The organism is Actinacidiphila cocklensis (assembly GCF_907177275.1).
GTDB classification, from domain to species: Bacteria; Actinomycetota; Actinomycetes; order Streptomycetales; family Streptomycetaceae; genus Actinacidiphila; species Actinacidiphila cocklensis.
Genome location: NZ_CAJSLV010000044.1, coordinates 1 through 24,997 on the forward strand (window position 1 = coordinate 1; position 24,997 = coordinate 24,997).

Here is a 24,997-nt window from a genome sequence, read left to right on the forward strand (position 1 = left end):
GCCCCGGGCCGCCCCTGCGCGGCGGCGTGCGCGGGGACAGCGCGTGGTCGCGCCGTACGGGGGTCTCCGCGCCGGGCTCCCGGCGCCCGGCCGCGCAGCCGCGCCCCGGCATTCCCCGCCGTGCCGGGCGGCCGCGGCCCAGATTCCCCAGTCCTCGGGAAGAGTTCCCCTATCGATCGGGAACAGCGGAAATCTAGCCTCATGAGGTCCATCGCAGAAGTCACGACCGGTGGACGCACCATCGATGAATCGCGCACCGAAACGGGTTTTTCTCTGTGTGAGTGGGATCAATCGAGGGAGTCCTGTGCCCGACATTCCGGCGAACTCCTCCGCCCCTCCTTCTTCGACGATTTCCACGGCACCCCACAAGAAGTCCACACCTGTCGAACAAAGGACCGATTGATGGAACGCACGATGGTGATCGCCCCCGGACCGACCGCGAACGGCGATCTGCACCTCGGCCACCTGGCGGGGCCGTTCCTGAGCGCCGACGTCTGCGCCAGGTACGCCAGGGCCGCCGGCCGGGACGTGCTCTTCGGCACCGGCGTGCACTTCACCCAGAACTACATCGTGACCACCGCCAGGCGGCTGGGGGTGCCGCCCGAGGAGCTGCGGGTCAGGTCGGGTGAGCAGGTCGAGCGGACGCTGAAGGCGGTGGGCATCGAGCCGGACGGCTTCGTGCCCTTCGACGAGCGGTACGTCACCGGGGTGCGGCGCTTCTTCGAGCGGCTGCACGCCGCGGGCGGCCTCGTCCTGCGGTCCGTGCCCTTCCCGTACGTGGCGCGCACCGGCGAGTTCCTCACCGACGCCTACGTGCGCGGCACCTGCCCGGTCTGCCTGTCCGAGGGCTGCGCGGGGCTGTGCGAGGGCTGCGGGCACTGGATCGGCTCGGGCGAGCTGATCGCCCCGTGCTCGACCCTCGACCCCGACGACGAGGTGGAGATCCGCGAGGCGCGGGTGCTGGTGCTCCCGCTGGAGGACCACCGGGAGGCGCTGACCGCGTACTTCGCCGGGCTCGCCCCGACGATGCGGCCGCGGCTGGCCCGGCTGATCGAGGAGCTGCTGGCGCACCCGCTGCCCGACTACCCGGTCACGCTGCCGATCTCCTGGGGCATCCCGGCGCCTTTCCCCGAGGTCGAGGGCCAGGTGATCTACGCCGACGCCGAGGTCGTCGCGTGGAGCATGCACAGTTCTGCGCTGGCCGCCGAGCGCCGCGGCGAGGCACCGGCCGGCGAGGACGCGCTGTGGTTCGCCGAGTCCGGCGCGAAGGTCGTGTACTTCTTCGGCTCGGACGCCGGGTTCGCCTTCGGGGTGGTCGGCGTGGCGATGCTGATGGCGCTGGGCGGCTACACGCTGCCCGAGCACTTCGTGACCAACGAGTTCTACGAGCTGGACAACGACAAGTTCTCCAGCAGCCGCGGCCACGTGGTGACCGGCCGCGAGCTGGCCGCCGAGGTGCCCAGGGACCTGATCCGCTTCTACCTCGCCGCCACCGGACCCGACTTCCAGCGCACCAACTTCACCCGCGGCGCGATGTCCCAGGTCACCGCGTCCCGCCTGGTGGAGCCGTGGAACCGGGTCGCGGACAAGGCGGCACGGGCCGCGCAGGAGAGCGGCGGCGGGCCGCTGCCGGTCTCGGCGCGCTCCCGCGAGGCGGCCGCGCGGATGGCCGAGCGCTTCGGCTCCGCCTACGACGCGCGCCGCTTCAGCCTGACCGCGGCGGCGTTCACGCTGACCGAGCAGCTGGGCCGCCTCGACCGGTGGGAGGTGACCGCGGCGGACGCCGGGGACTTCTGCCACGAGGTGGACGTCTTCCTGCGCTGCGCCGCCCCGCTGCTGATCGACCTGGCCGACGAGGCGCTGCCCGACCTGACGATCCCCGCCGCATCGCCGGCCACCGAGGTCACGCCCCGCGTGCTGCCACGACTGACCGAGACCGCGCAGTGACACCGGCGGCCGGCGGCGCGCGGGTCGTCGTCGTCGGAGCGGGCGTCACCGGTCTGCTGACGGCCGTGGAGTGCGTGCTGGCCGGGCACCGCGTCACGGTGCTCGACCGGGGCGCGATCCCCGACCCGGGCGCCACCTCGCACGACCAGCACCGGGCGCTGCGCACCCTCGCGGTGGGCGACGCCGACGCCACCCGGCGGATGGGCGCGGCCCACCGCCGGTGGCAGGAGCTGGAGTCGCTGCTGGGCGCCGGGTTCTACCGGCAGGTGGGGGTGGTCACCGCGTGGCCGCGCGAGCGGCTGGCCGAGGTCACGGGCTTCGCCGCCGCGGCGGGCGTACCCGTCGAGACGCTCGGGCCGTCCGCGCTGCCGCACCTGGGCTTCCCCGCCGGCACCGCGGGCGTCAGGGAGTCGCGGGCCGGCGTGCTGCTGGCCGGGCGGGTGCTGCGGGCCGCCGCCCGGTGGCTGGCGGCCAGGCCCGCCGCCGCGCTGCGGCCGTACAGCCCGGTGACGGCGGTCGACACCGGCACCGGCAAGGTCACGCTGGCCGGCGGGGAGGTGGTCGGCGGTGACCTGCTGCTGGTCGCCGCGGGTCCGTGGACCAGGGACCTGGTCGACCGGCCCGCGGTGCTGCACCGGCAGACCATGGTCTACCTGCGGCCGGGCCGCACGCAGGCCCGCCGCTGGCGGCACGCGCCCGCGGTGGGCGGGCTCGGCCCCGACGGGCGGGCGTGGGTGGTGCCGCCGGTGGCCGGCACGCTGCTGAAGGTCAGCTCGGACGCGGTGTGCCGGGAGGCGGCGGACACCGACACGAGCGCCGAGGACCAGGCGCCGTGGGCGGAGCGGCTGGCGGCCGCGGGCATCCTGCGCGACCCGGCCGGCTACGAGGTGGCCGCGGTCAGGGCGTGCCACTACACGACCGACACGGCCGCCGGCGGTGCCCGGCTGGCCCGGATGAGCCCCGCGGTGTGGGCGCGTACGGCCTGCGGGGGCTCGGGCTTCGCGTCGGCCCCGCTGGTCGCCGCGGCGATGGCGGAAGCGGCGAAGGAGGCGGCGATATGACCGACGAGGGAAAAGTCGGGGTGTTCGACACGCTCAGGGCGACCCCGACGACGGTGCGGTACCTGCTGGGCGGCGTACTGATCAACCAGCTGGGCGCGTTCGTCCAGACGTTCCTGGTGCTGTACCTGACGCACCGGAACATGTCGGTGCAGGCCGCGGGCCTGAGCCTGGTGGCGTACAGCGCGGGCACGATCCTGGGGACCATGCTGGGCAGCGAGGCCACGCAGCGCTTCGGGCCGCGGTTCACCATCGTCGTCGCGATGGCCGGCTCCGGGCCGCTGGTCGCGGTGATCCCGGCGCTCAGCCGCAACGGGCTGCTGGCGCCGCTGCTGGCCGTGGTGGGCCTGGCGGGCCTGCTGGGCCAGGCGTACCGCCCGGCCGCCTCGGTGCTGCTCAGCGACCTGATGCCGGAGCGGCACCAGGTGATGGGCTTCTCGATGTTCCGCATCGCGATGAACACCGGTGCCGCGGTGGCGCCGCTGATCGCCGCGGGGCTGATCCTGGTCGACTGGGACGCGCTGTTCTGGCTGGACGGCGCGACCGCGCTGGCCTACGCGGGCCTGGCCTACGCGCTGCTGCCCCGGCAGGCGGTGCTCGCCGCCCGCGAGAAGGCCGCGGCGGCGCAGGACGCCGAGCAGGACGCCGACGCGCCGGCGCCGCTGACCGGGCGGGCCGCGTACGCCGCGATCCTGCGGGACCGCAGGTACCTGCTCTTCCTGGCCGCGGTCATGCTCGGCACGCTGGCCTACATGCAGTCGGTGGTCGCGCTGCCGCTGCAGATCAAGGCGGACGACTACCCGACCGGCCTGTACAGCGCGGTGCTCACCGTCTCCTCGGTGGTGCTGATCACCTGCGAGCTGAAGGTCACCACGTACATCCTGCGCATCCCCACGCACACGGCGGTGCTGGTCGGCCACCTGGTCAACGCGCTGGGCTTCGTGGGATACGCGCTGTCGGCGCACTCGCCCGTCTACCTCGTGGCCGGCGCGGTCCTGGAGGTGGCCGGGGTGATGATCGCGGGGCCGAGCATGTACGCCCACCCGGCGACCTTCCCGCCGGCGCTCAAGGCCCGCTACATCGGCGTGATGCAGGCGGCGACCGGGCTCGCGGCCGCCCTCGGGCCGCTGATCACCGTCTACGTCTGGACCCGGCTCGACCACGGCTTCTGGGTGCTGTGCGCCCTGGCGGCCGCGGTCACCGGCGTGCTGGCCATGGCGGGCACGAACCGCGGCGAGGGGCACGGCCCGGCCGCGGAGCGGGACGAGACCACTCTGGGCAAGGCGGAGGAAGTCGTCGGAGGGACCGCATGAGCGAGCAGCACAGCACTCCAGGACCGCGCGGGCCGGTGGTGATCGTCGGCTACGTGGCGGTCACCATCCCCTTCATCGAGGCCTTCCAGCCCGCGGGTTCCGTGGTCTACGTCGAGGAGCCGGACGTCGTGCGCAAGCGCGGGGCGCGCGAGAAGCTCGCCTCCGTCGGATACGTCCGCGACCTGGTCGAGTGGGAGTACCACCTGCCCGGCAAGGCCGACGAGTTCCACGCCGCCCACCCCGGCCTGGACCCGGTCGCGATCGTGCCGGCGATCGAGTACGCGGTGCCCTTCGCCGCCCGCCTCGCCGAGCGCTACGGCCTGCCCGGCGCGACCCTGGGCGCCGCCCTGATCCTGCGGGACAAGGCGCTGCTGCGGCAGGTCAGCGCGGCGGCCGGGATCGCCAACCCGGCGAGCGCACGGGTGCGGAGCCCGCAGGACGTACGGGACTTCCTGCGCGACCATCCGGGGCCCGTGGTGCTCAAGCCGGCCAACCGGCAGGCGTCGATCGGCGTGCGGGTGCTGCACGACCCGGCGGAGGTGGCGGCCGCCTGGGAGGAGTGCCTGGTCCAGGACGAGGGCATCCTGGTGCCCGACCGGCCGATGGACGTGGCCATGCTCGCCGAGCAGTTCGTCGAGGGCGACGAGTACAGCGTCGAGATGCTGGTCCGCGGCGGCGAGCCGCTGTTCACCAACGTCACCGCCAAGGTCCTCTACCCCGGCCCCTATCCGGTGGAGCAGGCGCATGTCGTGCCGGCCGACGTCCCCGGCGAGCTGTCGGGCCTGCTGGGCGCGCAGACCGCGCGGGTGCTGGCGGCGATCGGCTTCGCCGACGGGGTGGTGCACTGCGAGTGGATCGTCTCCGGCGGCGTGCCGCACCTGGTGGAGTGCGCGGGCAGGATGCCCGGCGACGGCATCCTCGACCTGATCGAGGCCGCCTACCCGCTGGAGTTCATGCGCAGCTACTTCGCCGTGCTCAAGGGCGAGCAGCCGCCGGCGGAGCTGCCGGTACGCGCCAGGGGCGGTGCCGCCGTGCGCTTCCTGGCGCCGGGCGCGGGCGAGGTCGTGAGCGTGACCGGCGTCGAGGACGCGGAGAAGGCCGAGGGGGTGCTGATGGTCCACTGCACGGTCCCCGGCGCGGTCTTCGGCGGCCTGCGCAACTCCTGGGACCGCGGCGGCATCGTGATGGCCCGCGCGGACACCCCGGCGGACGCGCACCGGCTGGCCGGCGCCGCCGCCGCCATGGTCCGTATCGAGATGCGGCCGCCGTCGGCGGAAAAGCCGTAACAAGGGAGAAGGGATTCCCCGCTTCCCGGGAATTGTTCCCCTATGTCGCGGGAATGCCGACTCCTTAACCTTGAAAGGCATCACTGTCATCGAGGGGGTAATATGACTCACCGCGAGGTTGATGTTCTGGCGATCGGTGCGGGGCCGGCGAATTTGGCGCTCGCCGCGGCGATCGAGGAGTGCGGCGACACCGAACTGGCCGAGAACACCCTGCTGCTCGAACAGGCTCCTGACATCAAATGGCAGCGCGATCTGCTGATGCCGTGGGCGCGCAGCCAGGTGTCCTTCCTGAAGGACCTGGTCACCCTGCGGAATCCGCGCAGCAAATTCTCGTTCCTCAGCTTCCTGCACGACCACGGCAGGCTCGACCACTTCGTGAACCTCGGCACCTTCCACCCCTACCGGTGGGAGTTCTCCGACTATCTCCAGTGGGTGGCCACCTCGCTGGAGCGGGTGCAGATCCGCTACAGCGCGCAGGCCGCGGGCATCACCCCGGACCGCGACAGCCACGACGCCGTGACCGGCTGGACGGTGACCCTCACCGACGGCGACACGATCCACTGCCGCGACCTGGTCATCGGCGGCGGGCGCGACGCCCGTATCCCCGAGCCCTTCGACGGGCTGCCGCAGGACCGGGTCATCCACAGCTCCACCTACCGCGGCCGTATCGCGCAGATCCCCAAGGACCAGCCGTTGCGCGCGGTCGTCGTCGGCGGGGCGCAGAGCGCCGCGGAGATGTTCTACGCGCTGCACGAGAACCTGCCGGAGAGCCAGATCACGATGGTGGTCCGCTCGATAGGCCTGCAGAACTACCAGACCAGCAAATTCGTCAACGAGCTGTTCTTCCCCTCTTTCGTCGACGACTTCTACGACACACCGCAGGAAGTACGCGCGCAGGTGCTCGACGAAATGCGGTTCACGAATTACGCGGGGCTCGCGCCGCCCTTCCTCGACGAGCTGTACACGATGCTCTACCGGAATCGCATGCTGGGCGCCCAGCGTTCCGAGGTCCGCGCCATGACCGAGGTCACCGGTGCGCGGATCGAGGACAACGACGTCGTTCTCGACCTCAGGGACCGTAAGACCGGAAAGGAGTCGCCGCTGCGCTGCGACCTGGTCCTGCTGGGCACCGGCTACGACACCCGCATGCCGGCGCTGGTGCGGGAACTCGCCGAGCACGCCGGGCTCGACAACGTCAGCGTCAGCCGCAACTACCGGGTGGACCTCGGCGCGTCCACGCCCGGCGCGGTCTACCTCCAGGGCGTCAACGAGTCCACCCACGGCATCGCCGACTCCCTGATCAGCGTCCTCGCGCACCGCAGCCACGACATCGTCAGCGACCTGCTGACCCGCCGCAGCACCGCAGAGGCCGGGGCCGCCCGATGAGCCGCGGCACCCTGCTGGTGATCGGCAGCGGCCTGAAGGTCTACCGCGAGTACCTGGTCGCGCCGATCTGCGCCCGGGCGCGGGAGGCGGGCCTGGAGATGGTGCTGCTGAACAACCTCAGGCCGACGTGGCAGCAGGAGTACTTCGACGAGGTGGTCGTCGCCAACGTCTTCGACTCCGAGGTGATGGGCCGGGCGGCCCGCGAGGTCGCCGCCCGCCGCGACGTGGTCGGCGTGATGTGCTGGGACGAGCCGCTGGTGCTGGACGCGGGGCTGCTGGCCGCCGAGTTCGGGGTGCCGGGCCTGTCCGCGCGCGGGGTGCGCGGCTGCCGCGACAAGGAGCTGACCCGGGCCGAGCTGACCGCGGCGGGGCTGCACCAGCCGGGCTTCGGGCTGACCACCACGGTCGAGGAGGCCAGGGAGGTGGCCGGGCGGATCGGCTACCCGGTGGTGCTCAAGCCGCGGGCGATGGGCGCGAGCATCGGCGTGGTCTTCGCGGCCGACGCCACCGAGCTGGACGCGGCCTTCGGCGTCGCGCTGGCGGCAAGCGAGGTCGACCCGGGTCCCTACCGGGCCAGCGCGATCGTGGAGGAGTACGCGCCCGGTCCCGAGATCAGCATCGACGGGGCGGTCCACAAGGGCGAGTACCTGCCGCTGTTCGTGGCCCGCAAGTACAGCAGCGACCACCCGTACTTCGAGGAGGTCGGCCACACCGTGGACGCGGCCGACCCGCTGCTGGACGACAAGGAGCTGATGCGCACCCTGGCCCGGGCGCACCAGGCGCTCGGCATCGAGGACGGCATCACCCACAGCGAGGTGCGGCTGACCGACCGCGGGCCGCTGATCATCGAGGTCAACGGCCGGCTCGGCGGCGACCTGATCCCCTTCCTCGGCCGGATCGCCACCGGGATCGAGCCGGGCGAGGTGCTCTTCGACGTGGCCACCGGGCAGCGCCCCGACGTCGCGCACACCCGGCGGGCGGTGGCCGGCATCAGGTTCGGCATCCCGCGGGACGACTGCGTGCTGCGGTCGGTGCGGGTGCCCTCGCCGGGCGAGGCGCCTGGCTTGGTGGCCGCGGCGCCGATGGCGGAGCCGGGCACCACGCTGCGGCTGCCGCCGGGCGGCTACCTGGCGCGGCACTCCTTCGTGGTGTGCGAGGGCGACGACCTGGCCGGCTGCCAGGACCGGCTGGCGGCGGCCGCGGCGCTGGTCGAGCTGGACACCGGACCGGTGGGTCCCGCGGACCCGCAGGCGCCGTTCGCGATGCCGGCGGGCCTGCTGGACGTGGACGAGTGAGCGGCGTGGGCGATCAGGCGAGGGACGGGACGGACTGATGACGACGACAGCACGCACGGCGGCGGACCGGGCACCCGCGCACCGCGGGGAGCCGGACACCGCCGCCGAGATCCTGGCCCGGGCCAAGGCCCTGGCCCCGGTGCTGCGGGAGCGGGCCGACGAGATCGAGAAGAACCGCAAGCTGCCGGCCGACGTGGTGGAACTGCTGCGCGGCACCGGCGTGTTCCGGATGGGCTCGGGCCGCGAGTGGGGCGGCCCCGAGCTGACCTCCATGGACCAGACGCGGGTGGTGGAGGCGCTGGCGTACGGCGACGCGTCGGCCGCCTGGTGCGGTGCGATCGGCTCGCTGACCGGGCCGATCACCAGCTTCCTGGACGCCGACGTCGTCAAGGAGGTCTACCCGCGGCAGGACATGGTCACCGCGGGGGTGCTCGCGCCCGCGGGGCACGCCGAGCGGGTGCCCGGCGGCTTCCGGCTGACGGGCAGGTGGTCCTTCGGCAGCGGCATCGACCACAGCGACTGGGTGACCTCGGGGGCGTTCGTCTTCGAGGACAGCAGGCCCTACGCCAGCCCCGACGGCAGCAACCCGCACGAGTCGCGGCAGTTCCTGGTCCCCCGCGAGCAGGTCGAGCTGATCGACAACTGGCACACCACCGGACTGTGCGGCACCGGCAGTTGCGACTACACGGTCACCGACGTCTTCGTGCCGGAGAACCACACGTACACCTTCTACGAGCCGCGCGGCCGGCTCAGCCCGCTCTCGACGCCCGACGCCTTCATGCGGATGCTCTGCGGGGTGGCGCTCGGGGTGTCGAGGGCCGCGCTGGACCACGTACGGGAGATCGCCGCCACCCGGGTCGACCGGATGACCGGCACCGCCTGGTCCGACAGCTTCCGGGTGCAGGTCGCGCTCGCCGAGTGCGAGGCCGACTTCAACGCCACCCGCAACGGCGTCTACGGCGGGATGACCCGGCTGTGGGAGGTGCTGGAGGCCGGCGGCGAGCCGACCCCCGAGGAGCGCGCCGCCTCGCCGCTGTCCTGGCTGCACGCCTACCGCAGCGCCCGCTCCATCGTGCTGCGGCTCTACGACCTGCTGCAGACCTGGTCGATCAACCGGTCCTCGCCCATGGACCGCTGGCTGCGCGACACCACGACCATGTGCCAGAACCTCCCGGCGCAGGACATCGTCCTGGAGTCGGTCGGCGCGTATCTGCTCGGCGGGACCCCCAAGTTCCGGATCAGCCTCGGCATCACCACATGAGGCGTACAGGCCCTGGGGCCGAGTGAGGAATCCGCATGACCAACGAGCTGAGGGGCGAGGACATGACGTTGACCACGCAGGCGGAGGCGCCCGCCGCCGCGGCCGAGACCCTGGCGCGGGCCAGGGCGCTGGCCCCGGTGCTGCGGGAGCGGGCCGCGGAGATCGAGCAGAACCGCAAGCTGCCGGCCGACGTGGTGGAACTGCTGCGCGGCACCGGCGTGTTCCGGATGTGCTGGGGCCGCGAGTGGGGCGGCCTTGAGCTGACCTCGGTCGAGCAGACCCGGGTCGTCGAGGCGCTGGCGTACGGGGACGCGTCGGCGGCCTGGTGCGCGGTGATCGGCGCGAACACCGGGATCTACAGCAACTTCATCGACCAGGCCGCCGCCAAGGAGATGTTCCCGCACCCCGACATGATCACCGCCGGGCTGCTGCAGCCGTCGGGCCGGGCCGAGCGGGTGCCCGGCGGCTACCGGCTCACCGGGCGCTGGCCGTTCGGCAGCGGCATCGACCACGCCGACTGGGTGACCTCGGGCGGCTTCGTCTTCGAGGACGGCAGGCCCTACGCCAGCCCCGACGGCAGCAACCCGCACGAGTCGCGGCAGTTCATGGTGCCGCGCGGGCAGGTCGAGCTGGTCGACAACTGGCACACCACGGGGCTGTGCGGCAGCGGCAGCTGCGACTACACGATCACCGACGTCTTCGTCCCCGAGGAGCACACGTACTCCTTCGGCGTCGTCCACGGCCGGCCCTCGCCGCTCGCCCAGCCCGACGCCTTCACCCGGGCCATGTGCGGGGTGCCGCTCGGGGTGGCGCGGGCGGCGCTGGACCACGCGCGCTCCCTCGCCACCGGCCGGTTCGACCGGATGACCGGCACCGCCTGGTCCGACAGCTTCCGCGTGCAGGTCGCGCTCGCCGAGTGCGAGGCCGACTTCAACGCCACCCGCAACGGCGTCTACGGCAGCATGTCCCGCCAGTGGGAGGTGCTGGAGGCCGGCGGCACCCTGGACGGCCTCACCCCCGACGAGCGCGCCGCCTCCCCGCTGTCCTGGCTGCACGCCTTCCGCACCTCGCGCTCGATCGTCAACCGGCTCTACGACCTGCTGCAGACCTGGTCGATCAACCGGTCCTCGCCCATGGACCGCTGGCTGCGCGACACCACGACCATGTGTCAGCACCTCATCGCCCAGGACCGCATCCTCCAGTCGGCCGGCGCCTACCTGGTCGGCGGAAAGCCGGAGTTCGGCATCAGCCTCGGCATCGTCTAGCCGGGCACCGCCCAGCCGGGTCCGGCCCGGTCCCGCCCTTCGCCCCACGACCCGGCCGGCCCGCCCGCGCACGCACGCACGCACGCCGGGGACCGCGTACGCGCACGTACGCCCCCACCACCACACCTGATTCGCCGTCGCCGCGCGCCCGCCTGCCCGCACGTACGCAGGCGCCGCGGCGCTCGTCCGCCTGCGCGCAGGCCACGGGGAGGAGACCCGATGAGCAGAGGACTTGTGCTTCTTGTCAACCCCAACAAGGTGCACCCGCCGATCGCGCCCTACGCGCTCGACGTGCTCACCACCTCGTTGGAGGCCGCCGACTTCGAGGTCGAGGTACTGGACCTCACCTTCCACCGGGAGGACTGGAAGTCCTGCCTGGCCGAGTACTTCGCCGAGCGCGACCCGATGCTCGTCGGTGTCACCGTCCGCAACACCGACACCGTCTACGCCTTCGAGCAGCGCCCGTTCGTCGGCGAGCACAAGGAGATCATCACCGAGATCAAACGCCTCACCGGCGCACCCGTCGTGGCCGGCGGCATCGGCTTCTCGACGATGCCCTTCGCCCTGGTCGACTACTTCGGCATCGACTACGGCGTGAAGGGGCCGGGCGAGCGGATCATCTGCGACCTGGCCGACGCGCTGCTCACCGGCCGCGACCCCGGCACCGTACCGGGGCTGCTGCGCAACACCGGCGCGGGTGTCACCAGGGTCCCGCCGGCGGTGCTGACCGCGCGGCACGGGCAGGCGCTGCTCCCCTCGCCCACCGGGGAGTTCGAGCCCCGGGTGTGGCAGGTGGACGGCACGGCGAGCTACGTCCGCAGGTCGGGCGAGGCGCTGAAGGTCGACAACCTGAAGTACTACCGGCGCGGCGGGCTCGGCAGCATCCTCACCAAGAACGGCTGCACCTACCGCTGCTCGCACTGCGTGGAGCCGGACGCCAAGGGCACCTCCTTCGGGCAGCGGGCGGTGACCGCGGTGGTCGACGAGATGGAGTCGCTGGCCGCGCAGGGGATCCTCGACCAGCACACCACCGACAGCGAGTTCAACCTGTCGGTGGCGCACGCCAAGAACGTGCTGCGGGAGATCGTCCGCCGCCGGCACGCCGACCCCGCCGGGCCGCTGGCGGACCTGCGGCTGTGGGTCTACTGCCAGCCCAGCCCCTTCGACGAGGAGTTCGCCGAGCTGCTGGCCGCGGCCGGCTGCTGCGGGGTGAACGTCGGCTCCGACCACGTCAGGCCGGAGATGCTGACCGGCTGGAAGGTCACGGAGAAGGGCACCACCTACTACGACTTCGCCGACACCGAGCGGCTGGTGCGGCTGTGCTCGCAGCACGGCATCCTCACCATGGTCGAGGCGCTGTTCGGCATGCCGGGCGAGACCCCGCAGACCATGCGCGCCTGCGTCGAGGCCTTCATGAGGCTGGACGCCACCGTGACCGGCTTCTCGCTGGGCCTGCGGCTGTTCCCCTACACGCCGATGGGCATCGCGATGGCCGCCGAGTGCGACGGGGTCCGCACCGTGCCGGGACTGCAGTCCAACACCGCCAGCGGGCCGATCGTGCTCAAACCGCTGGCGAAGTGCTCGGGGCCGATCGAGTACGAGCGGCAGTTCATGTTCGACGAGCACGGCGACTTCCGGCTCGTGTGCTACTTCTCCCCCGGCCTGCCCGCCGACCCCACCGCCGCCGGCGACCCCTCGGCCCGCTGGGGACCGTCCGTCGACCTGCTGTGGGACATGGTCGACCCCGCCGACCACCACCGGGTGATGCTGCCGACCCTGACCGGCTCCAGCAGCTACGACAACAACTACGCCGACAACCCCTTCCTCACCGGCCTGGCCGGCCTCGGCTACACCGGCGCCTTCTGGTCGCACTGGCGCGAGCGCGAGGAGATCATGCGCCGGGTGAAGGACGGCGGCATCACCGAGCACGCCGAGGTGTAGCCCGGCAGGTAATGGGGCCGCGCATATTCTCCGGAACACATACGATTGAATTCCCGACCGCCCGCGATACGCCCGACGGCCCGTCCCATTCATGCCGTACGGCGTATCGCGGAGCATCCGTGACGCCCTTGCGGTCCGCTGTTTCCTGCCCCATCCTGGTAGCGCTCGACCGGTTCGACCAGGAACAGCACGTTGGGGGAAATCCATTTTAGAGGGGCAAATGAGCCAGCAGGAAAACACCAAGAGATTACATTGGCAACTCCCGTCCCAGGGGGATGTCCGGCGGGACGATTCGGGCCACCGGCCCGAGGGGGAAGGCCCGCCCGCACCACGTGCTCCTGCACCGCTCACCGTCCTGCTCGCCGACGCCCAGCCGGCGATCCGGCACGGCGTCAGATCCGTGCTGGAGCGCTCGGGCGGCATCTCGGTGGTCGGCGAGGCCGCCACGGCCGACGAGGTGCTCGCCGAGACCTCGCGCTGCCGGCCCGACGTCCTGGTGGTCGACCCGCTCATGGACGAGCCGACAGGCATGCAGGTCATCAGCCGGGTGTTACGGATGACGCCGGACACCGGCGTCCTGGTCTTCAGCTCGGTCGACGACGACAAGGCGATCACCTCGGCGCTGCACGCCGGCGCCCGCGGCTATCTGATCAAGCGGGCCAGCGCGGACCAGATCCTGCGCGGCATCCACGCCGTCGCCGCCGGCGAGGCCATCGTGGACCGCTCGATAGCCGACCGGCTCAGCGCCCTCATCCGCCCCGCCACCGGGCAGTATTACTACCCGTTCCCGCAGCTCACGAACAGGGAGCGGGACGTCCTGGACCGCATCGCGGCAGGCAAGTCCAACTCGGCCATTGCCCGGGAACTCGCGCTCGCTTCCAAGACCATCAGCAATCGGGTCTCCGCGATCTTCGGCAAGCTCGGTGTCGCCGATCGCGCACAAGCGATTGTATTAGCCAGGGATGCGGGCCTGGGACATGGCTGAACGCCTTTTCCTGCACCCCGCGCACCCGGAAACCCGCCCGGGTCCCGCATTTCCGCTTCCCCGCCGCAGATTCCCTTGTGAAAGGGAAGACTTCCCCTGTCGACGGGGAGCCGACGGATTCTAGCCTGAAGGCTGTCGCACGGCCACCCAGTCGAAGAAAGCCGATCGGAGCGGGACGTTGACCGACCACGAGCACGCCGACGTGACCATCCGCGCCATGGAGCCGGACCACCTCGAAAGAGCCCACGGACTCGACCTCAGGCTGCTGTACCCCTGGCCCGGGCTCGACTCGCCCTTCCGCGGCGCCTGGTGCGTGCTGCGCCCCGGCGACGTCTCGGAGCTGCACTCGCACCACGACCGGGAGATCTTCATCGTCATGTCCGGCCGCGGCACCGTCCTTACGGGCGGCAGCCGGCAGGAGGTCGCGGCCGGCGATCTGGCGTACATCAGGCCCGACGTGGAGCACAGCGTCGTCAACGAGCACGACGAGGACTTCGCCTACTACGCGATCTGGTGGGACCGGGAGATGTCGGCGGAGTTCCTGGACCGGCAGGAGCAGGCGGCCGCGGGGCGGGCGTCGTGATCGACTACGACGGGCGGCGCTTCCGCGCACCGGACGGCGACACCGCGACCGAGGCCGTCTACCACCAGCAGGGCGACCTCGTGTGGGGCGAGGTGGCGGGCGGCGCGGTCCGGCGCGGCTGGACGGCCGGCACCCGCGGCCCCGACGGGACGCTCTCGATGGGCTACACCATCGTCTTCGCCACCGGCGAGGTGGTCTGCGGGCGCTCGGTGAACACCCCCGAGCTGACCTCGGACGGGCGGGTGCGGCTGCACGAGAGGTGGGAGCGGTACGGGCCGCACGCGGCCACCGGCGTCTCCTACATCGAGGAGGTGGCCTGAGCGTGGCAGCGGCGAAGGCCCCCTCGGATTCGGACTGGCACCTGCTGGACAAGAGCGTGGCCGGGCGCGTGCTGCGGCCCGGCGACGCGCACTTCCGCTCGTCGAGCAGCCCGTTCAACAAGCGCTACGCCGCGGCCGCGCCGGCCGGCGTGCTCGCTGCGGCCGACGTCCTCGACGTGCGGCGGGCGGTGGAGTGGGCGCGGGAGACGGGCGTGCCGATCGTGCCGCGCGGCGGCGGGCACTCGTACGCCGGCTACTCGGTCAACTCCGGCCTGGTGGTGGACCTCAGGGCGCTGGGCGAGGTCACCGCGGACGGCTCCACCGGGCTGGTCACCGCCGCGGGCGGCGCGTCGATGGCCGCCGTCTACGCGGCCCTGGAGCCCGAGCGGATCGCCTTCGCGCTCGGCAACGGCGCCTCGGTGGGCATCGCGGGCCTGACCCTGGGCGGCGGCTCCGCGGCCACCTCGCGCAGGTTCGGGCTCACCGCGGACGCGCTGGTCGCCACCACCCTGGTGACCGCCGACGGCGAGCTGCTGACCTGCGACGCCGAGCGGAACGCGGACCTGTTCTGGGCCTGCCGCGGCGGGGGCGGCGGCAACTTCGGCATCAACGTGTCCTTCACCTACCGGGCCTTCCCGGTCTCCGGCGCCGCCACCTGCCTGCTGCTGTGGGACGGCGCGGACGCCGCCAAGGTCTTCGCGGTGCTCCAGGAGGTCATGCGGCAGGCGCCGCAGGAGTGCTCGATCCGGCTCGGCCTGAGCACCACCGGCTCCGGCGTCACGGTCTCCGCGGTCGGGATGCACCTGGGGTCCGCGGCCGAACTGCGCGACCTGCTCGACCCGGTGCTCGCGGTGGCCAGGCCGCTGCGCGAGGACATCGCCGACCGCACCTTCTGGGAGGCCAAGGACTACCTGGCGCACGAGACGTCCGAGGGCGCCTTCGCGGCCCGGACGAACTTCGCCACCGACCCGCTGCCGCCCGACGCCGTCGAGGAGGTGCTGGCCCGCCTCGGCCGCCGGCCGGGCGGCAGCAACCCCGACGGCGGCGGCTTCGCCCTCTTCGGCTGGGGCGGCGCGGTCAACGAGGTCGCGCCCGCCGACACCGCCTTCCCGCACCGGCACGCGAACTACCTGGTCAGCATGGACACCTCGTGGGGCGAGCAGGACGGCCCGGACGCCGAGGCCACGCATGTGCGCTGGCTGACCGGGCTGCGCGAGGCGCTGGCGCCCCACATGGCGGAGGGCGCGTACGTGAACTTCACCGACCCGGACCTGGCCGACTGGCGCACCGCCTACTACGGCGCCAACTACCCGCGGCTGGTGGAGATCAAGCGGCGGGTCGACCCCGCGGGGCTCTTCCGCTTCCCGCAGGCCGTCGGCTCCTGACACCCCGCGGTGGGCCCCCGGCAGGACGCGCGTCCCGCCGGGGGCCGGGTGCCGGCCGTCAGGTGGCCAGCGGCAGCGCGGTGCGCACCGGGACGGGGGTGAGCACGGAGGAGGGGACCACCTCCTCGGTCTCCTCGTCAATCAGCGAGACCCGCACCGCCGGGTGGGGCGCGGTGTCGACGGTGAGGGTCAGGTCGAGCGCGAAGAGCACGCTGACCGGGTGGGTGCCGCGGGCGTCCTGGTAGCTGCCCGCGTACCGCAGCACCCGCCAGCCCTCGTCGTCCCAGTGGTCGAGCAGCGCGGAGCGCACCACCGGCATCGCGGTCTGCCAGGCCAGCGAGTTCTCCAGCAGCTGCACGGTGGCGGCGACCGGCACCCGCTCGCCGGCGGCCGACGGCAGCGGGTTGCCGAAGACCCTGATCCTGGCCCTGCGCAGCGGCAGCAGCCACACGTGGTCCAGGTCGGCGCTGGCGCACAGCAGCAGCGCTGCCGCGGCGGCCAGCACCAGCGCGGAGCCGCCGGGCCGCCGGGAGACCTGCGACCACCAGGCCGAGTCGGCGCCCGCCGCCGCCAGGCCGCCGGCCACGACGAGCCCGGCCCTGGCGAAGGAGCGCACCCCGATCGGCCCCTCGGCGCGGGCGCTGCACCCGCAGGACGACTCGGGGGCGGTGGCCTTCGCGTAGGCCAGGTAGCCGGTGAAGCCGGCGCCGAGCACCGCGGTGCCGATTCCCGGCAGCAGCGCCTCGGGGGACGCCAGCAGGGCGGCGGCCAGGGCCAGTTCGGCCCCGCCGAGGGTGCGCAGCGCCAGCGTGGCTCGCCGGCCGTCGTTCAGCACCCGCACCAGCACGGTGTTCGCCGCCAGTTGCGCGGTCTGCCGGCCGAAGAGCTTGGCGGCGCCGGTCAGCGCGAGCAGCACCGCGCAGGCGAGCGGCGCGAGGTTGGAGACCAGCGGGATCATCGCACCGCCCCCTCAGTGCCCGAGCGAGACGCGGGCGATGTCGATGGCGCCGTCCGCGGGCCGCCAGGCACCGAGCACCTGCGCCTCCTGCCCGATCCTGGTGCGCGACAGGTCGGCGGTCAGCGCCCCGCCGAGGTAGGAGGCGGTGGTGGTGTCGGGCACGATGTGGCCGACCAGCTCCTCGTTGCCGTGCGTGAGGTGGAGGCGGTCCCTGGCGATGCCGCGGATGGTGACGTAGACGTTCACGATGTTGACCCACACCGCGTCGGCCGCGATCGTCCCGTCGGGCATGGCGGCGCCGCGCGCGTAGAGGCCGTCGCCGACCTCGATGGCCTCTGCGGTGGTGGTGCGCAGCTTCCAGATGCTGGTGGCGTTGGTCAGCTGGATCAGGTGCCGCTCCCCGTGGGAGCCGGCGACGTCCAGGACGTTGCGGTTCGTCGCGACGATCCGCCCCTCGGCGAAGGCGGCGGGGATCGCCGCGTCGAGCGAGGGCATCGGTTCGGCGAACGCGGCCTCGGCGTCGAGCCCGCCGAGCGCGGACGCGCCCACGATGGTGGCGCCGCCGACGGCGGCCGTGGTCAGAAAGCGCCTCCGGTCCAGGCGACGCCCGCCGGATTCCTGGCTGTGGCTCATGTCGTCCTTCCTTCGTGACGGTGGTGCGCGGGTTCGGAGGTCACTCGTAGATGTAGACGGGCAGCTTGCCGGAGCTGAGGCTGCCGATCGCGGTGAAGGCCGAGGGGGTGAGGTCGATGACGCGGTTGGTGCGGCAGGCGCCGTTGCAGCAGGTGGCCTCGCCGCAGAAGCTCTTGGTGCGCGGCCCGCAGTCGGCGAGCGTCACGCACACGGTGGCGCCCGAGCACTGGTGGCGGACGTTCATGACGGCGCCGCAGGTGCGGCGCGGCATGTTCTCGCCGCACAGGTCGGGCCGGGTGATGTCCCAGCAGGCGGCCGAGAGGTTGGGCCAGGCGGCCATGTTCTTGCCGGACTGGCAGGTTCCGCACGCGCCGGTGCCGGCGCTGCCGCAGGAGCCCCAGGCGTTGCCGCAGCAGAACCAGGTGGCTTCACCCGCCCACAGGGAGGTCGATCCGCAGGCCATGTCGAATCCCTTCGCTTCGAGCGCAGGTCATGTCTGACCTGCGCATGACAAGACGATCTGCGCACACGGGGACGGTCGCGCCGCGGAATGGGGGGCCGCGGCGGTGCCGGCGGGAGGTGCCGAGGGGGATCACGCGCCCATGACAAGCGTTCGAGCTGGGGGTCCGCGTCTTTGCGGGCGCCGGCCGGGCCGGTGCGGTGACGTGCCGTGCCGTGCGGTGCTGCGAGGGGGTGGCACTGTGCCTTGCCTGGCGGTGCGCGCTTGCGGGGGCAGCCTCGGGCGGGCCTCCTGCTGTGCCGTATGCGTCTGATGCGTCGGCAGTGCAGGGTGGAACAGGCCCATGATGCGCCTGTCTACGCGCGTTCGGAAGAGGTCCCGCACTCCCGGTCCGCCGCGGGCCTCACCCGGACGGGGGCCAGTCGACCAGCCTCTCGAAGAGGACGAAGCCGATGACCACCAGGCAGGGGGCGAGGACCGCGAGCACCCACCGGGTGCCGGCGTACCGCTCCCGCCAGGGCAGCGTCCAGCTCGCGAGCAGCACGGCGAGCGACAGCCCCAGGACGATCCGCAGGACGTCGTAGCCGACCGCGAAGGAGGCCTCGAAGCGGTCGGAGGCCGCGCTCTCGCAGCTGTCGCAGGCCATGGACGAGAACGAGCAGTAGACGAAGGCGCACAACGCCAGTGGCAGGGTGACCAGGGACGACGCGAACGGCGACACCCAGGCCCTGGACACCGGCGCCTGCGGGGCGCGCTCCGACAGCGGATACGTCATGCCTCCACTCAACTCCCGTGCCGCCCGCGCCGCATGAGTCGCCGTACTCAGGTCTCCCCCCGCACCCCCGTCGGCCGTCCGGGGTGCGGGTGCGGGGCACCATCCGGAGGGAATCGCCGGCTTTCCCGTGGCTGCGCGGCGAAGCCGGGTACCCGGAGGTGGTGGGCGTTGCGGCCCGGTGAGGACACCACGTCGCGGAAGGGGTGGACGCCATGGCGGGACGGACGCCGGGCGGGACGGTCGGGCCCGGGGCAGCCGAGGACGGCGACCCCGGGCGGCACGAGACCGCCGAGGAGCGGGCGGACCGCCGCTGGGGCGACCTGCTCCAGGAGCTGCGGGTCGCGCAGACCGGGGTGCAGATCCTCTTCGGCTTCCTGCTGACCGTGGTCTTCCAGCAGCGCTTCACCCAGCTGTCCACGACCGACCGGCACCTCTACGTCGCCACCGTGGTCGTCGGTGCGGCGACCACCGGCGCCCTCGTCGGCCCGGCGGCGATGCACCGGCTGCTCACCGGCCACCGGCTCAAGCCGGAGACCGTGGTGTGGGCGTCCCGGATGACGGTCCTCGGGCTCTTCCTGCTGCTGTGCACGATGGCCTGCTCGCTGCTGCTCGTGCTGCGGCTGGCCCTCCACGACGCCGTCGCGGCCTGGCTGGCCGGCGCGATGGTGTGCTGGTTCATGCTGTGCTGGCTGGTGCTCCCGCTGTGGGCCAGGCACCACAGCGCCCGGGCCGAACGCGCCCAGGCGCCCGACGGCTGACCCGGGCTCAGCCGGGCTCAGCCGGCCGGCTGGAGGCGGTCGGCCAGACCCGCGGCGGCGAAGGCAGCCGTCAGGTCCTCCCGGCTCTCGGTGAAGTGCGCCCAGCTGTCGCAGTGCGCGGCGACCACCCGGCGGGCGCCCAGGATCGCGGCGGCCTCCGCCGCCTGCGCGCTGTCCAGGACGATCGGGGCTCCGTCGAAGAGCACGGGGAAGCGCGGGGCGCCGGCGAAGAGGACGGCGGTGTCGACCGGCGCGAAGCGCGCGGCGATCTCCCTGACCGCGTCCAGCGAGGCGTTGTCGCCGCTGACGTAGACGGTGGGCAGGCCCTCACCGGTCAGGACGAAGCCGACGACCTGCCCGGTGACCGGCTCGACGTCCGCGCGTGCCCCCGGCCCGTGGACCGCGGGCACGCCGGTCACGGTCACCGTGCCGCCGCCGGGCCGGTCCAGCTCGACGGACTCCCAGTCGGCCAGCCCCCTGGCCCCCTCCCCCAGCCGCCGGCTGCCGTCGGGCGTGGTGAGCGTCAGCGGTACGCCGGCGAGCAGCGCGCGCCCGGAGATGTCGAGGTTGTCGGCGTGCTCGTCGTGCGAGAGCAGCACCACGTCGATCGGGCCGAGGTCCGCGGGGTCGGCGGTGGACGGCGCGGTCTTGGTCAGCACGGGCCGGCCGGGACGCCGGTAGTCGCCGGGGCCGTCGAAGGTCGGGTCGGTCAGGAACCGCACGCCGCCGTATTCGAACACGGTGGTCGGGCCGCCGAGGACGCGGACGGGGAACTGCGAGGCTGCGGGGTGGGCGGCAGCGGACATGGAGACCTTCCTCACGGATGACAGCCAGTGTTTCCGTGAGCAACGGTAGAGACTTCTCATGGATAAAGGCAAGCCGTACCATGAGATTCATGAAGGACAGCGCGCCCTCCGCACCGCCGGCCCCCGTACCCCGAGCGCACGAGTCAGCGGCCCCGCCGCCCGCGTCCGGCGCGGAGCAGTACCCGGCCCTGGACTTCGCCAACAGCGCGCTCACGCTGCCCGGCGGCCAGTCGCTCGACCTCCTCGCGACCCCGGCGGCCGCCGGGGAGTGGCTCGCCGGCCACGGCCTCGCACCGGCGGGCGCCGGCCTTCAGGAGGTGTGCGCGTCCCGGTTGCGCGCCCTGCGCGACCAGGTCCGCGCCCTGATCGCCGCCCGCGTCGAGGGCCGCCCCGCGCCCGCCGGAGCGCTGGCCGCCGTCAACGACGCGCTCACCCGCGCGCCCGCCGCCCGCCTGCTGCGCTGGGACCCCGAGCGCGGGCTGCACCGCGAGGCGTCCCACCCGGTCACCCAGATCGTCGAGCACGCGCTGGCCGCCCTGGCCGCGGACACCGCCGACCTGCTGACCTCCCCCGACGCCGACCGCCTCACCGCCTGCGGCTCCAGCCCCTGCACCCGCTTCCTGCTGCGGCACGGACGCCGCCACTGGTGCTCCACCCGCTGCGGCGACCGCGCCCGCGCCGCCCGCTCCTACGCCCGCAGAACCGGCACCGCCACCCGCTGACGGCACCGGCCGGCGCGGGCCTCAGGCCCAGGTGCGCAGGTCCACCGCGTCGGGGTCGGGGCCGCCGCGCACCCCGGTGTCGATCGCGTCGATCGCCGCGACCTCGTCGGCGCTCAGGGCGAAGCCGAAGACGTCGAAGTTCTCCGCGATGCGGTGCGGGCGGACGGACTTCGGGATGGTGGCCAGGCCGCTGTCCAGGTGCCAGCGCAGGACGACCTGGGCCGGCGTCCTGCCGTGCCGGGCGGCGATCGTGTGGACGGTGGGGTGGTCCAGCGGGTTCTTCGCCGCGCTGCGGCCGCCCTCCCAGTAGAGGTTCACCCCGCCGAGCGGCGACCAGGACTGGGTGACGACGCCGAGGCCCGCGCCGGCCTCGCGCACCTCGCGCTGGGTGAAGTACGGGTGCAGTTCGACCTGGTTGACCGCGGGGACGACGCCGGTGCGGTCGACCAGCCGGCGCAGGTGCTCCGCGGTGTGGTTGCACACCCCGATCGCGCGCGCCCGGCCGTCGGCGAGCAGCCGCTCCGCCGCCCGGTAGGAGGCCACCGTCTCGTCGAAGGAGGCGGGGGCCGGCCAGTGCAGCAGGTAGAGGTCGACGTGGTCGAGGCCCAGATCGGCCAGGCTGGTGTCGAAGCCGCGCAGCGCGGCGTCGTAGCCGTAGTCGTCCAGCCACAGCTTGGTGGTGACGAAGACCTCGCCGCGGTCGAGGCCCGAGCGGGTCAGGCCCTCGCCGACCTCCTTCTCGTTGCCGTAGACGGCGGCGGTGTCGATCAGGCGGTAGCCCTCGCGCAGCGCGGCCTCGACCGCGCCGGCGGTCTCCTGGGGGGTGCTCTGGTAGACGCCGAGGCCCAGGGCGGGCATCTGGACACCGTTGTTCAACGTGATGGTCGGGCTCGTGCCGGTCATGGCGTTCCTCGCTCGGGAGACGGTCGGGGGACGGGTCGGCCGGCCGGGGCGCGTACGCCCTCACCCCGGCGCCCCGCCCCGGGCAGCCGGGGCGGGCACCTCCCATGCAACCTCAGATGACCGCGCCGCAGGGGCGGTTGGCGCAAGGGCGCAGGGGCGGGGGCGCAGAGGCGCGGGGCGCAGGGGCGGGGGCGCAGGGGCCGCTACTTCGGGTCGCGGTGGAAGAGCGACGTGGACCAGACGTAGCCGAGCGCGGCCAGCCCCACGCACCAGGCGACCGCGATCCACCCGCTGTCGCCGATCGCGGTGCCGAGCAGCAGCCCGCGCAGGGTCTCGATGGCGGGGGTGAAGGGCTGGTACTCGGCGACCGGCTGGAACCAGCCCGGCATCGCGTGGACCGGCACGAAGGCGCTGGAGATCAGCGGGAGGATCATCAGCGGCAGGGCGTTGTTGCTCGCGGCCTCCGCGTTCGGGCTGGACAGGCCCATACCGACGGCGATCCAGGTCAGCGCCAGCGAGACCAGGGCCAGCAGGCCCAGCGCCAGCAGCCATTCCACGGCGGTGGCGTCCGTGGAGCGGAAGCCGATCGCCACGCCGACGGCGCCGACCAGGACGACGCCGGCGACGCACTGCAGCACGCTGCCGACGACGTGCCCGACCAGGACGGACCCGCGGTGGATCGCCATCGTGCGGAAGCGGGCGATGATGCCCTCGTTCATGTCCATGGCGACCGAGACCGCGCTGCCGATCGTGGTGCCGCCGACGGTCAGCAGCAGGACGCCGGGGACGAGGTAGGCGACGTAGTCGGAGCGGCCGGTGCCGCCGATGCCGGTGCTCATCACGTCGCCGAAGACGTAGACGAAGAGCAGCAGCAGCATGACCGGGGTGAGCAGCACGTTCAGCGTCAGGGACGGGTAGCGGCGGACGTGCAGCAGGTTGCGCCGCAGCATGGTGTTCGAGTCGCGCAGGGCGAGGGACAGGGCACTCATCGGACGTTCTCCTCGGTCTGGTGGGGGACGTCGGCGCCGCCGGTCAGGGCGAAGAACACGTCGTCGAGGTCGGGGGTGTGCACCGCCAGCTCGTCCGCCTCGACGCCGGCCGAGTCCAGCCTGTCGAGGACGGAGCGCAGCTCGCGCTGGCTGCCGTCACTGGGAATCCGCAGCGCGAGCGCCTCGTCGTCCCGGGTCGCGTCGTGCAGGGCGGTGGCGGCGGACCGGTAGGCGTCGGGGTCGGAGAAGCGCAGCCGCACGTGGCCGCCGGGGACGAGCCGCTTGAGCTCCTCGGCGGTGCCCTCCGCGACGATCCTGCCGTCGTTCAGCACCGCGATACGGTCGGCGAGCTCGTCGGCCTCGTCCAGGTACTGCGTGGTGAGGAAGACGGTGACGCCGCCCGCGACGAGCCGCCTGACGATCTGCCACATGGTGTGGCGGGAGCGCGGGTCCAGGCCGGTGGTGGGCTCGTCGAGGAAGAGGATCCGCGGGTCGCCGACCAGCGTCATGGCGATGTCGAGGCGGCGCTTCATGCCGCCCGAGTAGGTCGAGGCGGGCTTCTTCGCCGCCTCGGCGAGGTCGAAGCGCTCCAGCAGCTCCGCGGTGACCCGCCGCCCCTCGCGCCTGGACAGGTGGTGCAGGTCGGCCATGAGGAGCATGTTCTCCTCGCCGGTGATCAGGCCGTCGACGGCGGAGAACTGGCCGGTGACGCCGATCGCGGCCCGCACCCCGTCCGGTGCGGTGGCGATGTTGTGGCCCGCGACCTGGGCCTGGCCGCCGTCGGCGGCGATGAGCGTGGACAGGATCCTCACGGCGGTGGTCTTGCCTGCGCCGTTCGGCCCGAGCAGCGCGAACACGGAGCCGGCGGGGACCCGCAGGTCGATGCCGTCGAGGACGGTCCTGTCGCCGTAGGCCTTGCGCAGCCCGACCGCGGAGACCGCGGGCGGCGCCGTTTTGGATGTGGACATGACAGATGAAGCCATGGGGTCCTCCCGAGGGGGCGTGCGGTGGCGAGGGGGATGCGGTGGCGGGGCCGGTGGCACCGGCCCGGCGGGCGCCGGGCCGGCCCCGCCGGCGTCAGGCCCTGGCGCGGCGGATGTCGATGTTGCCGAACCGGGTGCGGGCGCGGACCTCGACGGTGTCCTCGGACTTCTCCGGGGTCCCGGACTCGGCGAGCGTGTTGCGCACCTGCCCGGCGCCCGAGCGGACGTCCAGCCAGGCGGCCGTACCCTCGCGGACGCCGATCTCGATGGCGCCGTAGGACGTCTCCAACTGGACACTGCCGCGGGCCACCTCGCCCACCCGCAGGTTGCCGTAGGCGGTGACGGCGGTGACAGCGCCCTCGGCCCTGCGGATGTCGATGTCGCCGTTGGCGCCGCGGACCCGCAGGTCGCCGATGGCGGCGCCGACGGTCGTGGTGCCGTGCGAGTTCTTCAGGACGGCGGGTCCCTCGACCACGCCGACCCGCAGGCTGCCCGAGCTGGTGGTGATCTCAGCGAGGCCCTCGACCCGGTCCACGGTGATCGAGCCGTGCGACGCGGTCAGCCGCAGCGGTCCCGTGGCGTCGAGGCGGACGTCGCCGGACGAGGTCTTGACGCTGACCTCGCCGAGCCGGCCCTCGCCCAGCACCTGCGCCCAGGAGCCGGTCATGTCGACCCGCGAGCCCGTGGGCAGTTCGACGGACACGTCGACGACGCCGGTGCGGCCGAACAGGCTCGCCTTGGGTGTCGTGACGGTCAGGACGCCGCCCGCGAAGCTGACCCGGGTCTGGTCGGCGGCCCGTACGTCCTGGTCGCGCTCCGGGTCGCGCGGCCGGACCTCGACGACGGTGTCGGCGCGGTCGCTCGCGACGAATCCGATGGAGCCGGCGTCCACGCGAGCGGTGGCCGAGATGGGTTCAGGAGTGGCGAAAGAAGGCATGGTGGTCCCGTCCTCGTGAGTCGGTGGGCCGTCCCCGCTGGTGGGACG

The 24,997-nt window shown here is 73.1% G+C and carries 24 protein-coding genes; 15 read left to right on the forward strand and 9 right to left on the reverse strand.

Annotated features, from left to right (window positions below):
- The first annotated feature begins 402 nt into the window (after positions 1 to 402).
- From NFU81_RS07620 to NFU81_RS07680, 13 genes are all read left to right on the forward strand, one after another.
- A complete protein-coding gene (locus NFU81_RS07620; protein ID WP_251486416.1) occupies positions 403 to 1,947 on the forward strand; it encodes a class I tRNA ligase family protein in 1,545 nt (514 codons plus the stop codon).
- On the forward strand, positions 1,944 to 3,008 hold the full coding sequence (locus NFU81_RS07625; protein WP_251486419.1) for an FAD-dependent oxidoreductase: 1,065 nt from the start codon (positions 1,944 to 1,946) through the stop codon (positions 3,006 to 3,008). Before NFU81_RS07620 ends, NFU81_RS07625 begins: the two co-directional genes overlap by 4 nt.
- Positions 3,005 to 4,318, forward strand: coding sequence for an MFS transporter (locus NFU81_RS07630; protein WP_251486422.1), 1,314 nt, complete (start codon positions 3,005 to 3,007; stop codon positions 4,316 to 4,318). The genes NFU81_RS07625 and NFU81_RS07630 overlap by 4 nt, the downstream gene beginning before the upstream one ends.
- On the forward strand, positions 4,315 to 5,604 hold the full coding sequence (locus NFU81_RS07635; RefSeq protein WP_251486425.1) for an ATP-grasp domain-containing protein: 1,290 nt from the start codon (positions 4,315 to 4,317) through the stop codon (positions 5,602 to 5,604). The genes NFU81_RS07630 and NFU81_RS07635 overlap by 4 nt, the downstream gene beginning before the upstream one ends.
- Before the next feature lie 102 nt (positions 5,605 to 5,706).
- Positions 5,707 to 6,990, forward strand: coding sequence for a lysine N(6)-hydroxylase/L-ornithine N(5)-oxygenase family protein (locus NFU81_RS07640; RefSeq protein ID WP_251486427.1), 1,284 nt, complete (start codon positions 5,707 to 5,709; stop codon positions 6,988 to 6,990).
- Positions 6,987 to 8,285 carry an ATP-grasp domain-containing protein gene (locus tag NFU81_RS07645; RefSeq protein ID WP_251486430.1) on the forward strand — a complete coding sequence of 433 codons (1,299 nt, stop codon included), beginning with the start codon at positions 6,987 to 6,989 and terminating at the stop codon, positions 8,283 to 8,285. The genes NFU81_RS07640 and NFU81_RS07645 overlap by 4 nt, the downstream gene beginning before the upstream one ends.
- Positions 8,286 to 8,322: 37 nt before the next feature.
- Positions 8,323 to 9,546 carry an acyl-CoA dehydrogenase family protein gene (locus NFU81_RS07650; RefSeq protein ID WP_251486433.1) on the forward strand — a complete coding sequence of 408 codons (1,224 nt, stop codon included), beginning with the start codon at positions 8,323 to 8,325 and terminating at the stop codon, positions 9,544 to 9,546.
- Between the two features lie 35 nt (positions 9,547 to 9,581).
- The gene (locus NFU81_RS07655; RefSeq protein ID WP_422665162.1) at positions 9,582 to 10,811 is read left to right on the forward strand and encodes an acyl-CoA dehydrogenase family protein; all 1,230 of its coding nucleotides are present in this window, start codon (positions 9,582 to 9,584) and stop codon (positions 10,809 to 10,811) included.
- 219 nt (positions 10,812 to 11,030) lie between these two features.
- Positions 11,031 to 12,752, forward strand: coding sequence for a tryptophan 2-C-methyltransferase (gene tsrT / locus NFU81_RS07660; protein WP_251486436.1), 1,722 nt, complete (start codon positions 11,031 to 11,033; stop codon positions 12,750 to 12,752).
- 220 nt (positions 12,753 to 12,972) lie between these two features.
- Positions 12,973 to 13,737: a response regulator gene (locus NFU81_RS07665; RefSeq protein WP_251486439.1), complete on the forward strand. Its 765-nt coding sequence runs from the start codon at positions 12,973 to 12,975 to the stop codon at positions 13,735 to 13,737.
- A 178-nt stretch (positions 13,738 to 13,915) separates the two neighbouring features.
- Positions 13,916 to 14,320 (forward strand): cupin domain-containing protein, encoded by a 405-nt coding sequence (locus NFU81_RS07670; protein ID WP_251486440.1) that lies wholly within the window; start codon positions 13,916 to 13,918, stop codon positions 14,318 to 14,320.
- Positions 14,317 to 14,640, forward strand: a complete 324-nt coding sequence (locus NFU81_RS07675) for an avidin-fold protein (RefSeq protein WP_251486443.1) — start codon at positions 14,317 to 14,319, stop codon at positions 14,638 to 14,640. The genes NFU81_RS07670 and NFU81_RS07675 overlap by 4 nt, the downstream gene beginning before the upstream one ends.
- A gap of 2 nt (positions 14,641 to 14,642) precedes the next feature.
- Positions 14,643 to 16,025: an FAD-binding oxidoreductase gene (locus NFU81_RS07680; RefSeq protein ID WP_251486446.1), complete on the forward strand. Its 1,383-nt coding sequence runs from the start codon at positions 14,643 to 14,645 to the stop codon at positions 16,023 to 16,025.
- 58 nt (positions 16,026 to 16,083) lie between these two features.
- On the opposite strand, the gene NFU81_RS07685 is transcribed toward NFU81_RS07680, so the two are convergent.
- From NFU81_RS07685 to NFU81_RS07700, 4 genes are all read right to left on the reverse strand, one after another.
- Positions 16,084 to 16,983 (reverse strand): MauE/DoxX family redox-associated membrane protein, encoded by a 900-nt coding sequence (locus NFU81_RS07685; RefSeq protein WP_251486450.1) that lies wholly within the window; start codon positions 16,981 to 16,983, stop codon positions 16,084 to 16,086.
- A gap of 12 nt (positions 16,984 to 16,995) precedes the next feature.
- Positions 16,996 to 17,616, reverse strand: a complete 621-nt coding sequence (locus tag NFU81_RS07690; RefSeq protein ID WP_251486453.1) for a twin-arginine translocation signal domain-containing protein — start codon at positions 17,614 to 17,616, stop codon at positions 16,996 to 16,998.
- A 40-nt stretch (positions 17,617 to 17,656) separates the two neighbouring features.
- The gene (locus NFU81_RS07695; RefSeq protein ID WP_033174096.1) at positions 17,657 to 18,079 is read right to left on the reverse strand and encodes an RlpA-like double-psi beta-barrel domain-containing protein; all 423 of its coding nucleotides are present in this window, start codon (positions 18,077 to 18,079) and stop codon (positions 17,657 to 17,659) included.
- A 400-nt stretch (positions 18,080 to 18,479) separates the two neighbouring features.
- On the reverse strand, positions 18,480 to 18,851 hold the full coding sequence (locus NFU81_RS07700; RefSeq protein ID WP_251486456.1) for a hypothetical protein: 372 nt from the start codon (positions 18,849 to 18,851) through the stop codon (positions 18,480 to 18,482).
- Between the two features lie 212 nt (positions 18,852 to 19,063).
- Here NFU81_RS07700 and NFU81_RS07705 point away from each other — a divergent pair, with 212 nt between their 5' ends.
- A complete protein-coding gene (locus NFU81_RS07705; RefSeq protein ID WP_251486459.1) occupies positions 19,064 to 19,609 on the forward strand; it encodes a DUF6328 family protein in 546 nt (181 codons plus the stop codon).
- A 17-nt stretch (positions 19,610 to 19,626) separates the two neighbouring features.
- Here NFU81_RS07705 and NFU81_RS07710 read toward each other — a convergent pair whose 3' ends face one another.
- A complete protein-coding gene (locus tag NFU81_RS07710; RefSeq protein ID WP_251486462.1) occupies positions 19,627 to 20,415 on the reverse strand; it encodes an MBL fold metallo-hydrolase in 789 nt (262 codons plus the stop codon).
- An 89-nt stretch (positions 20,416 to 20,504) separates the two neighbouring features.
- Between NFU81_RS07710 and NFU81_RS07715 the strand changes: the two genes are divergently transcribed.
- On the forward strand, positions 20,505 to 21,137 hold the full coding sequence (locus NFU81_RS07715; RefSeq protein ID WP_251486465.1) for a CGNR zinc finger domain-containing protein: 633 nt from the start codon (positions 20,505 to 20,507) through the stop codon (positions 21,135 to 21,137).
- Positions 21,138 to 21,158: 21 nt separating this feature from the next.
- On the opposite strand, the gene NFU81_RS07720 is transcribed toward NFU81_RS07715, so the two are convergent.
- From NFU81_RS07720 to NFU81_RS07735, 4 genes are all read right to left on the reverse strand, one after another.
- Entirely contained in the window at positions 21,159 to 22,040 is an 882-nt protein-coding gene (locus NFU81_RS07720) for an aldo/keto reductase (protein ID WP_251486468.1), read from the reverse strand.
- A 203-nt stretch (positions 22,041 to 22,243) separates the two neighbouring features.
- Complete coding sequence (locus NFU81_RS07725; protein ID WP_251486471.1) at positions 22,244 to 23,029, reverse strand: ABC transporter permease; 786 nt, start codon at positions 23,027 to 23,029, stop codon at positions 22,244 to 22,246.
- Entirely contained in the window at positions 23,026 to 24,012 is a 987-nt protein-coding gene (locus tag NFU81_RS07730) for an ATP-binding cassette domain-containing protein (protein WP_251486474.1), read from the reverse strand. Before NFU81_RS07730 ends, NFU81_RS07725 begins: the two co-directional genes overlap by 4 nt.
- Positions 24,013 to 24,106: 94 nt before the next feature.
- Entirely contained in the window at positions 24,107 to 24,949 is an 843-nt protein-coding gene (locus NFU81_RS07735; protein WP_251486477.1) for a DUF4097 family beta strand repeat-containing protein, read from the reverse strand.
- Positions 24,950 to 24,997: the final 48 nt, after the last annotated feature.

What these genes read in the sequence shown, in the direction of transcription:
- NFU81_RS07620 (WP_251486416.1), top strand. Translation starts at nt 403, where the DNA reads ATGGAACGCACGATGGTGATCGCCCCCGGACCGACCGCGAACGGCGAT.
- NFU81_RS07630 (WP_251486422.1), top strand. Translation starts at nt 3,005, where the DNA reads ATGACCGACGAGGGAAAAGTCGGGGTGTTCGACACGCTCAGGGCGACC.
- NFU81_RS07635 (WP_251486425.1), top strand. Translation starts at nt 4,315, where the DNA reads ATGAGCGAGCAGCACAGCACTCCAGGACCGCGCGGGCCGGTGGTGATC.
- NFU81_RS07640 (WP_251486427.1), top strand. Translation starts at nt 5,707, where the DNA reads ATGACTCACCGCGAGGTTGATGTTCTGGCGATCGGTGCGGGGCCGGCG.
- NFU81_RS07645 (WP_251486430.1), top strand. Translation starts at nt 6,987, where the DNA reads ATGAGCCGCGGCACCCTGCTGGTGATCGGCAGCGGCCTGAAGGTCTAC.
- NFU81_RS07650 (WP_251486433.1), top strand. Translation starts at nt 8,323, where the DNA reads ATGACGACGACAGCACGCACGGCGGCGGACCGGGCACCCGCGCACCGC.
- NFU81_RS07655 (WP_422665162.1), top strand. Translation starts at nt 9,582, where the DNA reads ATGACCAACGAGCTGAGGGGCGAGGACATGACGTTGACCACGCAGGCG.
- tsrT (WP_251486436.1), top strand. Translation starts at nt 11,031, where the DNA reads ATGAGCAGAGGACTTGTGCTTCTTGTCAACCCCAACAAGGTGCACCCG.
- NFU81_RS07665 (WP_251486439.1), top strand. Translation starts at nt 12,973, where the DNA reads ATGAGCCAGCAGGAAAACACCAAGAGATTACATTGGCAACTCCCGTCC.
- NFU81_RS07685 (WP_251486450.1), bottom strand. Translation starts at nt 16,983, where the DNA reads ATGATCCCGCTGGTCTCCAACCTCGCGCCGCTCGCCTGCGCGGTGCTG.
- NFU81_RS07690 (WP_251486453.1), bottom strand. Translation starts at nt 17,616, where the DNA reads ATGAGCCACAGCCAGGAATCCGGCGGGCGTCGCCTGGACCGGAGGCGC.
- NFU81_RS07695 (WP_033174096.1), bottom strand. Translation starts at nt 18,079, where the DNA reads ATGGCCTGCGGATCGACCTCCCTGTGGGCGGGTGAAGCCACCTGGTTC.
- NFU81_RS07700 (WP_251486456.1), bottom strand. Translation starts at nt 18,851, where the DNA reads ATGACGTATCCGCTGTCGGAGCGCGCCCCGCAGGCGCCGGTGTCCAGG.
- NFU81_RS07705 (WP_251486459.1), top strand. Translation starts at nt 19,064, where the DNA reads ATGGCGGGACGGACGCCGGGCGGGACGGTCGGGCCCGGGGCAGCCGAG.
- NFU81_RS07710 (WP_251486462.1), bottom strand. Translation starts at nt 20,415, where the DNA reads ATGTCCGCTGCCGCCCACCCCGCAGCCTCGCAGTTCCCCGTCCGCGTC.
- NFU81_RS07715 (WP_251486465.1), top strand. Translation starts at nt 20,505, where the DNA reads ATGAAGGACAGCGCGCCCTCCGCACCGCCGGCCCCCGTACCCCGAGCG.
- NFU81_RS07720 (WP_251486468.1), bottom strand. Translation starts at nt 22,040, where the DNA reads ATGACCGGCACGAGCCCGACCATCACGTTGAACAACGGTGTCCAGATG.
- NFU81_RS07725 (WP_251486471.1), bottom strand. Translation starts at nt 23,029, where the DNA reads ATGAGTGCCCTGTCCCTCGCCCTGCGCGACTCGAACACCATGCTGCGG.
- NFU81_RS07730 (WP_251486474.1), bottom strand. Translation starts at nt 24,012, where the DNA reads ATGGCTTCATCTGTCATGTCCACATCCAAAACGGCGCCGCCCGCGGTC.
- NFU81_RS07735 (WP_251486477.1), bottom strand. Translation starts at nt 24,949, where the DNA reads ATGCCTTCTTTCGCCACTCCTGAACCCATCTCGGCCACCGCTCGCGTG.